The following is a 9,401-nucleotide window of genomic DNA, read 5'->3' on the forward strand; positions in this document are numbered from 1 at the left end:
AGATCGCCATGCCGATCCCGACGACGAACAACAGACCCATCGCGTCGACGATGAACTGGTAGGCGAGGTAGAAGTCGCCGTGCCAGAAGGCCACGTCGAACAGCATCTCCGTGGCGTACTGCTCGAACATGATGATCAGCGTCGCGATCAGCAGCGTCAGAAAGCCCCAGAGAATGAACGAGTGCATCAGGCCGCCGTAGAGATCCCGGTTGAAGTTCTTCTCGTTCGAGAGCGCGATTCGAGCCGCCTCGACGACGCGGGTCGAGAGGTCGTCGAGACGTGCGAACGGGTCGTCGTCGCCGGCGGCGTACCGATCGAAGCGTCGGTAAACGCCGTAGAGGAAGACGAAGATAGTGATCGCCGCGAGAAGGTAGAACACCGCGTACTCCGTGGCGCTGATTCCCCAGTACGTCTCCCTCGTCACCTCCGTCTGTGCTACGACTGTCATTGTGTAATCACCAATAGGTATAGAATATTTACTATTTAGATAATTCTATTAACTTTGGAATAACCTCAAAAAGGTCGCCACGGATCGCGTAATCTGCGATGTCCATAATGGGGGCGTTGGGATCAGTGTTAATCGCGATAATCGTGTCCGACCCTTTCATGCCCGCAACGTGTTGGACAGCACCTGAGATTCCGATCGCAATGTAGATGTCGGGCGTAACAATCTTTCCGGACTGGCCAACCTGGCGACTCTTCGGCAGCCAGCCATTGTCAACGATCGGCCGCGATGCGGAGACCGTCGCATCCAATGCATCCGCAAGTTCGTGAATGAGATCTATATTCTCCTCTTGTTCAATACCGCGCCCAACAGAAACCAGAACGTCAGCTTCGCTAATGTCGACGTCGCCGCCGCTGATCTCCTTGAAGCCATTGACCATCGTACCGAGCGCACCCTCATCAATTTCGACGTCAAACGGCTTGATTGCTGCATCGCCGGGATTCTCCTCCATTGGCCACTTAGCGCCACGGATCGTTACAACGGCCATACCCTCTAATTCGATCGTCGTCTCGATCTTCCCGCCGTACATCTCACGAGTCACGATCAACGTCTCACCATCGGTCGCGAGATCGATAGTGTCAGTGACAATTGGCAGTTCGAGTTGGTTTGCAACTGCGGGTGCGTAGTCGAGTCCGTTGACACTGTTTGGAGTGAGGATATACTTCGGGGCAAGCGTGTCGTAAAGTTGGACGATCGCCTGTGTGTAAACATCGTGGTTGAACTCCTGACCATAGTCAACGGTGTAGATCGTATCAATTCCCTCACGATTGAGTTTCTCAGCGAACTCTTTAGCCCCGTTAATAACTGCAAGGTGTAACTTGCCATCTGTTTCGTTGGCAAGCTGGCAACCAACAGTAATGAGTTCGTAGCTCACATTCCGTAGTTCGCCGCGCCGGTGATCCATAATTGCAAGGATATCTGTCATCCCACCACCCCTTTTTCGCGAAGCAGCTCAGATAGCTGGAAAGCTGTCTTTTCAGCATCACCTTCCCAGATCACGACGTCGCTTTCGCTTTCAGGTTCGTACATTTCTGTCAGTGAGAGCCTCGATTCGATCGAATCTTTGTTAATGCTGAGATCCACGAAGTCCTTGCAGTTCAGATCCTTACGCTGTGCCTGTCGGATCCCACGCAAACTAGCGTACCGCGGTTCATTAATTCCTGTCTGAATGGTCAATACTGCCGGTAATTCAATATCGGTGTATTCCTCAACCCCACTCTCAAGTTCCCGGCGGACAGTGGCGACACCGTCTTCGAAGTCATGTTCTAAATGATTGACAACAGCAGCCCAATTGTAGCCGATGTCCTTAGCTAAGAAGACGCCAGTCGCCCCAAAATTATCATCGGCTGCTTGGACACCCATCAGTACAAGATCGGGATCTTCATCCTCAACGACAGCACGTAAAATTTCGCTTGTTATACTTACATCGAGAAGATCGGTATCCTCAAGAGTATCGTCCCAGACGCGAACAGCACGATTGGCCCCTTTTGCGAGTGCTTTCCGGATAGTCTCCTCGCACTCTTCGGGACCGATTGTAACCGTAACAATCTCGTCAGCGATACCTTCTTCTTGGAGTTGAACGGCCTCTTCAATTGCGTAATCATCCCACTCGTTTAAATCCGTGCTGAGATACTTTTCAGATATTTTTGTTCCTTCGATCTCAAATCCATCTTCAATCGTGGTAACTTCTTTAACTGTAACTAGTACCTTCATGTTAACTGTTATTATTATTGGAGACTTTCGTATGTTAGTGCTATTCCTGTATTTGTTGGCGAAGTTCTTTTGTAGCGTCGTAGTCTACTTCACTGTTGGTAATAACTACTCCATATTCCTCCTCAGCAATAGTTTTCGAGATGTATCCATCCTTCACGTTTTCGAGAACTTTTTCAGGTGGGCGCTCTAGAGGATCTCCCCAGCCACCGCCACCTGCAGTTTCGAAAACGAAAGTCGATCCAGCATCAACTTCAAGTGTCTGCTTAGTTCCCAGGCTCGTCGTTGTCCCGTCAGGATGGGTCAGAGTAATATTCGTCCCTTGTGCATCATTTCCCCCATAAGATCCCCATGGCCGATGGCGATTTCTATCAGTCCCAACCGTTACTTGGGCATCATTCCGAATTAAAATTTCACGAATGATTCCGAGACCTCCGCGGTGTTTTCCGGAACCAGCTGAATTTTCAACTAGACCATATTGTTTTATTTCGAATGGATATGTGTTTTCCAATACTTCTACAGGGGCGTTTCTAGTATTTGTCATGTTGGTGTGTACACCATCCATTCCGTCAAGATCATGCATTGCTCCTTGGCCCCCGCCGTACGTCTCTACATACGTGTAGAATTCACCGCTTTCCGGTTTTTCCCCTCCAATCGTTACTCCATTCATTGTTCCTGCCGACGCTGTCATTACCCGTTCGGGTACAATCTCTTTGAAAGCACCAAGGAGTGCATCCACAATTCTCTGTGAGGTGATTGCGTTCGCGATCCCTGTAGGCGCAGGGAAATTCGCGTTTACAACGGTTCCTTCTGGTGTGTGGACGTTGATCGGGCGATACGCACCATCATTCGTGGGTAGATCTGGATCAACAACAGCTTTCGTGACAAAATATACACAAGACAACGTAAGTGGTCGAACCGCATTGAGGGGACCCTCTGTTTCTTCGGCAGTCCCCTCGAAATCAACATAAATCTCATCGTCAGAAATTTTAACTTCTACTTCAATCGGAATGTCCGTCGATTCAGAGAGAATTCCGTCACCTTCGATATAATCTCTAAACGCTCCAACATCATTTTCAATCTCCAATATGCTATTTCTCATGCGAGATTCAGAATAATCAAGTATCATATCTATATTTGAGATCAAGTGATTATTACCATACTTCTTTGCAAGTTCAACAATATTATTTTTCCCACGAAGATTCGACGATATTTGGGCAGAGAGATCTCCTTTACTGACTTCTTTAGTTCGAAGATTGTTTAAGAAAATGTCAACAATCTCCGGATCCACTTTTCCGTCTTTACGAATCTTCACCGGGGGGAACCGTAGACCCTCCTGAAAAATCTCAGTTGCATCTGGAGGTGTGCTACCAGGTGCAGAACCACCAACATCAACGTGGTGCGCGAGATTGCCGACGATTCCAACCCGTTCTCCGTTGTTAAACACTGGAGTGAAAACCATAACGTCTGGGAGATGGGAGCCACTCAAGTAGGGGTCATTGTGCATAATCGAGTCCCCAGGATTGAGTGAATCCACTTCCTTCAGTGCAGCTTTGACAGCGCTTGGCATCATACCAAGATGAAGTGGAACATGCTCTGCTTGAGCGACTAATTCGCCATTTTTTGAATAGACAGCACAGGAGAGATCTTTGCGATCTTTAATATTTGTTGAATATGCTGTTCTCGTAAGGGTGACACCCATCTCTTCAGCCGTTGATTTGATTGCGTTTCTGATGACTTCAAGCGCGACTGGATCGTAATCGTCTGTACTATTTGGTTTCATTTATTTCCCTCCGTGATGTGGACATTACCATACTCATCGACGTATGCGTCCTGTGTTGGACCAATAACCGTTGTTGATGACAACTCTTCTAGTATCGCTGGACCGGATAGCTGATGACTTGGGGGTAGTTTTTCGCGTTCGTAGATGATCGTCTTGTATGTCTCCCCTCGGAAAACAACGTCTCGTGAGCCAACGATGGCGTCTTCAGGATTCAGTATTTGAGGATCATCGGACTTCAGCGACGGTGTCTCAACCGATGAAATCGCACTAAGTCGTACGTTCACAAGCTCGATTGGCTCATTGTCAAACGAAAAGTCATATTCTCGTTCATGCTCTTGGGCAAACACATCTTTTAGCATCGATAATCCCTCTTCGAATACTGCATTCGGAACGGGAATCGAAAGTTCATATCCTTGGCGCTTATATTTCACATCTGCCACCCTGGAAAACTGGGGTGAATCAATACCTTCTGCTGCAATTCGTTTCTCTGCTTCGTCTTTTAATTGGTTGTAAGCAGTGCGTAGTTCATCTACTGACAGATCGTCAATGTTCTTAACAATAGTTGTGACATAGTCGTGTCGTGTATCTGCAGATAGCAGCCCAAGGCTTGATGCGACACCCGGTGTCACTGGAATAATTGCCTTTTCCATGTCCAACTCTTGGATTAGTCGATAAGCGTGGAGTGGGCCAGCCCCTCCAAACGCAACCAGACTAAATTCACGAGGATCATATCCAGACTCAACACTAACAACACGCATACCTCTTGCCATATTCGCAATTACGACATCGAAAACTCCTTCGGCGGCTTTTTCAACCGTCATACCAAGTGGATCAGCTAATTTTTCTTTCATCATCCGCTCTGCTGTCTCGTAATCCACTTCAAGTTCACCTCCGAGAAGATAGTCCGAATTTAATCGGCCAAGAAGAAGATGAGCATCAGTAACTGTGGGTTCTTCCCCGCCTCTTCCGTAACAGACCGGACCCGGTTGAGCGCCGGAACTCTTCGGACCAACACGAAGTGCACCACCTTTGTCTACCCAAGCAATAGAACCGCCGCCCGCACCAATGGTATTAATATCCAACATCGGGATCCGAACGGGATACCCACCAATTTCATTTTCAACAGAGTCTTCTGGTTCACCTTCGTGAATTGTACAGATATCCGAACTGGTCCCTCCAACGTCAAATGTGATTAGATTCTCGGTATCCGTCAAATTCCCAATCACCTTTCCTGTTAAGACGCCGGCGCTGGGACCGGAAAGCAAAGTGTGGGCGCTTTTCTCTGATGCAGTCTCCGCAGTCATTATTCCTCCATTTGACTGCATTATTTGAAGTGACGTTTCAATATTTTGGTTCAGTAGCTTATTTTCAAGCTGTCTAAGATACTGCGCCATCAGTGGCTGAACATAGGCGTTGATAATTGTCGTACTCATCCGTTCAAATTCGCGGTATTCCGGAACAATCTCCGAGGAGACCGCAATAGTAGTATCTGGATATTTTGATTGAATGTAGCTTTTAATCTCTTCTTCATGTTCGGAATTGGCGTAGGAGTGTAGAAGACAAACTGCAATAGCATCAACATTATTTTCGGCTAATTGATTGACTACAGTCTCCAGTTCATCATACTTGATGGGCTCGATAATCTCTCCTTTCGGAGAGATCTTTTCTGTCACACCAACTCGATTCCTCCGACGGACAAGTGGGTCTGGTTTGTGTTCCCAAAAATTATAAAGGTCCGGACGAGTTTGACGTCCAATCTGTAGAACGTCTTCAAAGCCCGCCGTCGTTATGAGTCCTGTTTTGACACCTTCTTTCTCTAGGAGGGCATTCGTTGCGACAGTTGTTCCATGTATTACCTGTTCAAACTCATCACCTGAAATACCGTATTCATCGGTGAGTGTATCAATACCGTTGATGACTCCTTTGGATGGGTCTTCTGGAGTTGATGCAACCTTTGTCTGGTGCATAGACTCCATATCCTCATCAAAAAGGATGAGATCAGTGAACGTTCCTCCGACGTCTACGCCAAGTCTATAGCTCATGTATTAATTCTCTAAATCTGATTTTAGTTACTTGATTGTTGGTTTCGTATAGCTGTACTCTTCGGTGATTCAAGTACTCTTGTATCTTTTGTTGGGTCCTTTCAAGGTAGTGTTCATACTTTCCCAATAAGACACGCTAGCACAGATGCACTTATAATTTTCTACTACTGATCTCTATTTCATATCAAAACTATGATCCTATCTCAGTGTAAAATTATTGATTCTGCTCACCTGATTGAGGGTAATCTAGAGAGCGACTCGCAGGTGATATCACAGTTTGAAGCACTAGCCGGAAAACCACTAGATTGGGCTCCATCAACAGTATGCTACACACCTATGAAAGCCTGCTACCTGCCCAAACCACGGTTGTCACCGTATAGTTTTGGGTGAGCTATTGCAATTTCCGCAGTGGAAGGGCGCAAATCATAAGCAGTGGTTGTGGTCGGCTGATCGGTCTTCCCTCAGGCAGGAGACTTCTTGATGCGAACGCAGGTGCTCACGACAGCGAAAGCTACGCGCGCCGAGGAGCGCCGATTCGGCGCTCCTCAGGCGCTCACCCCCGGTGGATCGTAGACTTCCTTGCGCGTGAGCATGTGATAGATCGAGACGAGCAGTTTCCGGACCGTTGCAACAATGGCGATTTGATGGTTCTTCCGCCGCTTCAACCGAGCGTAGAACCGTCCGAGATACGGATCGTTACACCTGTGAACTGCTGTGTGAACACACTGAACGAGAATCCACCGTAAATCTCCACTTCCACGCTTCGAAATCCCCCCTTCAGTCAGCGAGTCGCCTGACTCGCGGACGACGGGGTCCAATCCAGCGTAACTCACGACCTGTGTATCGCGGTCGAACCGATCAATCTCGCCTAGTTCGGCTGTGGTCAGCAGCGAGGAGTAGAAACTTACGCCAGGTATCGTCATCAGCAGCTGCGTCTCTTGAGTGGTCTGCGCAAGTTTTGACTCCTCCATGCACAGATCCAGCGGTCCGCTTCTGCTACCGCGAGCTGACGCCTACTTGAGGGGTTCAGTTGTTACGCTGATCACTCTTGGCGGCCCTCAGTGGCTGGTCGAGGCTCTCCATGAGCGACTGCTCTCGTCAGCCAGCGACCGTACCGTAACAAGATACCGACCGCCTGCCGGCTGTGGAGGCAACAGATACTGGGACGTCACAATTATTTTACTGACAACAGTGGTTTGTTCGGGTAGCAGCGTTTCCATAGGTGCACGATCTCTCTGAACATGCTGCAATCGACGCAACGTTCTATGAACGAGATTGTGCAAGCCGTCACTACTGCCACCGAACGAATTATCGCGTTCAGACGCTCAAAGTTACAAAGCTTGTCGATACAGCCACGCAAGCTGTGCTCGATCTTCACTGCTCAACGACGCTAGAAGGTAGTGACGCGGATCTCTGTGACCAGATCGCCCGCCGGAACGCGGGCGATCTGCGGTCTTTCGCTGCTGATAAGGGCTATGACAAGCAACAACTCCGCGAACGACTCCGTGACCTCGGCATTCGCCCGCTGATCAAACATCGGATCTTCGCACCGTACGATCACGCGCACAACGCCCGCATTGACGAAGATCGGTACGCTCAGCGGTCAATGACCAAAACCGTCAACTCCGCCGTCAAGCGCTCGCTCGGCTATAGTGGTCAGGGGAAGTTATGAAGGTGGCATCTGATATGTGAGTATGTCTGGAGATCGCCGCAAAGAGATCGTCCGTCACCTCAGTGAGGACGATCTCGACCGACTTTTTGCGGAGTCTACTGATGAGAAACTCACTGAGCGGCTGATCTTCATCAAACGAGTCTACAAGGGAGCAACGCTGGAGGACGCTGCCGATGACGTCGGCAGGTCCTCTGCGACAGGAACGCGCTAGGGTCAACGATGGAACAAGGACGGTCTCCATCCGTCTTTAGTTAGGCGCAAAACCGCACGATAGAGGCGGCTTATCGGAGTTACTTTTCGGAAGGAATGAGGAGGCAGAAGATGTGCACTCTAACCCCTCCTCACAGGAAGTGGAACGCCATCTCACTAACTTCCTTCCATCTGAAGCGCTCGAAGACCACGCCGATGCCGTCGGCGTGGTCGAGCGCAATCGGAAGCTGCAGATTCCACCGCTCGTCTGGTCATTTGCGTTCGGCTTCGCCGGCGGCGCAAGCCGAACGCTCGCCAGCTTCAGACGAAGCTACAACTCGACTGCAGACAAGACATTGTCCTCAGGAGGGTTCTATCAGCGGCTGACGCCGACTCTCGCAGAGTACCTCCGCGACCTCGTCGAGTACGGGCTCGACGAGGTCGCTGTCCCCCACACCGTCTCAGAGGAGTTCAACCGATTCAGAGACGTGATGATCGCAGATGGAACGGTTCTCCGGCTTCACGAGTTGCTTTCTGAGGAGTACGAAGGTCGCCGTGAGGAGCAGGCTGGAGCACGGCTCCACCTGCTCCACAACGTCACTGAGCAGACGATCGACCAGTTCAGCGTCACAGACGAGAAAAGACACGACAGTACGCAGTTCGAGACAGGATCGTGGCTCGAAGGTCGGCTAGCGATCCTCGATCTGGCCTATTTCAAGTACCGGCAGTTCGCGTTGATCGACGAGAACGACGGCTACTTCGTGAGCCGACTGAAACGCAGCTCTAACCCGGTTGTAACCGACGAATTACGGGAAGGGCGCGGCCGCGCCATTCCCTTGGAGGGGAAGAAAATCTTCGACGTCGTGGACGATCTCTGCCGCAAGTACATCGACGTCGAAGTTGAGATCGAGTTTGACCGGAGAGAGTACGCGGGCACGCAGTCACGTGATACGAAACGGTTCCGCGTCGTCGGCGTCCGCAACGAGGACGCCGACGACTACCATTTGTACATCACGAATCTCTCGCGTGAAGAGTTCCTGCCGGAGGATCTAGCGACGATCTACCGCTGTCGCTGGGAAGTAGAACTACTGTTCCGGGAGCTGAAGGCGCAGTACAGACTGGATGAGTTCGATACGACGAAGAAGCACGTCGTAGAGATTCTGCTGTACGCGGCGCTGTTGTCCTTGGTCGTGAGCCGTGATAGGGATCAGCAGAGATACTCATAGATCCTCGGTGAGTGCAGCGTTGGGAGTTTGCTGGTGAGATATGCTTTCAGTTCGGAGAGTGTTCGATAGAGTTTGTTGGCACGTCCCTCGTTCACTTGACGCCAGCACTGTTCGAGTGGGTTCATTTCCGGTGCGTACGAGGGGAGATATTCAAGAAGCAGGCCAGCTTTCGCGGCCTGCTTCTTGAGATGCTTCGCTATGAAATACGGTGCGTTGTCCAAGACAATCACCAGCTCCTTGCCGAACTCTTCTTGGAGAGCATGCAGAAAGTGTG

At 49.9% G+C, this 9,401-nt stretch carries 5 protein-coding genes and 5 pseudogenes; 3 read left to right on the forward strand and 7 right to left on the reverse strand.

All coding sequences use genetic code 11. From position 1 onward, the window contains the following. The 6 genes and pseudogenes from EA472_RS21260 to EA472_RS21285 all read right to left on the reverse strand — a co-directional run. Positions 1-448: pseudogene (locus EA472_RS21260) on the reverse strand (Fe-S oxidoreductase); the annotation flags it as partial. Positions 449-479: 31 nt separating this feature from the next. Further along, positions 480-1,430: an electron transfer flavoprotein subunit alpha/FixB family protein gene (locus tag EA472_RS21265; RefSeq protein WP_124193484.1), complete on the reverse strand. Its 951-nt coding sequence runs from the start codon at positions 1,428-1,430 to the stop codon at positions 480-482. Then, positions 1,427-2,218: an electron transfer flavoprotein subunit beta/FixA family protein gene (locus EA472_RS21270; protein WP_124193485.1), complete on the reverse strand. Its 792-nt coding sequence runs from the start codon at positions 2,216-2,218 to the stop codon at positions 1,427-1,429. The genes EA472_RS21265 and EA472_RS21270 overlap by 4 nt, the downstream gene beginning before the upstream one ends. 40 nt (positions 2,219-2,258) lie before the next feature. Continuing rightward, entirely contained in the window at positions 2,259-3,998 is a 1,740-nt protein-coding gene (locus tag EA472_RS21275; protein WP_124193486.1) for a hydantoinase B/oxoprolinase family protein, read from the reverse strand. Continuing rightward, complete coding sequence (locus EA472_RS21280; protein ID WP_124193487.1) at positions 3,995-6,040, reverse strand: hydantoinase/oxoprolinase family protein; 2,046 nt, start codon at positions 6,038-6,040, stop codon at positions 3,995-3,997. The genes EA472_RS21275 and EA472_RS21280 overlap by 4 nt, the downstream gene beginning before the upstream one ends. Positions 6,041-6,585: 545 nt before the next feature. After that, positions 6,586-7,023: pseudogene (locus tag EA472_RS21285) on the reverse strand (transposase); the annotation flags it as partial. A 239-nt stretch (positions 7,024-7,262) separates the two neighbouring features. Here EA472_RS21285 and EA472_RS21290 point away from each other — a divergent pair. The 3 pseudogenes from EA472_RS21290 to EA472_RS21300 all read left to right on the forward strand — a co-directional run. Further along, positions 7,263-7,694: pseudogene (locus tag EA472_RS21290) on the forward strand (transposase); the annotation flags it as partial. A 40-nt stretch (positions 7,695-7,734) separates the two neighbouring features. Continuing rightward, positions 7,735-7,920, forward strand: a pseudogene (locus EA472_RS21295) (IS630 family transposase); the annotation flags it as partial. A 142-nt stretch (positions 7,921-8,062) separates the two neighbouring features. Further along, positions 8,063-9,103 (forward strand): annotated as a pseudogene (locus tag EA472_RS21300) (IS4 family transposase); the annotation flags it as partial. A gap of 5 nt (positions 9,104-9,108) precedes the next feature. Here the strand turns inward: EA472_RS21300 and EA472_RS21305 are convergent. After that, positions 9,109-9,401 (reverse strand): transposase (locus tag EA472_RS21305; protein ID WP_207891203.1); only part of this gene is annotated, 293 nt, incomplete at its 5' end.

This window comes from Natrarchaeobius oligotrophus (genome assembly GCF_003841465.1).
GTDB lineage: Archaea > Halobacteriota > Halobacteria > Halobacteriales > Natrialbaceae > Natrarchaeobius > Natrarchaeobius oligotrophus.

Coding starts and splice junctions, on each gene's coding strand:
- EA472_RS21280 (WP_124193487.1), bottom strand. CDS start 6,040: ATGAGCTATAGACTTGGCGTAGACGTCGGAGGAACGTTCACTGATCTC.
- EA472_RS21265 (WP_124193484.1), bottom strand. CDS start 1,430: ATGACAGATATCCTTGCAATTATGGATCACCGGCGCGGCGAACTACGG.
- EA472_RS21270 (WP_124193485.1), bottom strand. CDS start 2,218: ATGAAGGTACTAGTTACAGTTAAAGAAGTTACCACGATTGAAGATGGA.
- EA472_RS21275 (WP_124193486.1), bottom strand. CDS start 3,998: ATGAAACCAAATAGTACAGACGATTACGATCCAGTCGCGCTTGAAGTC.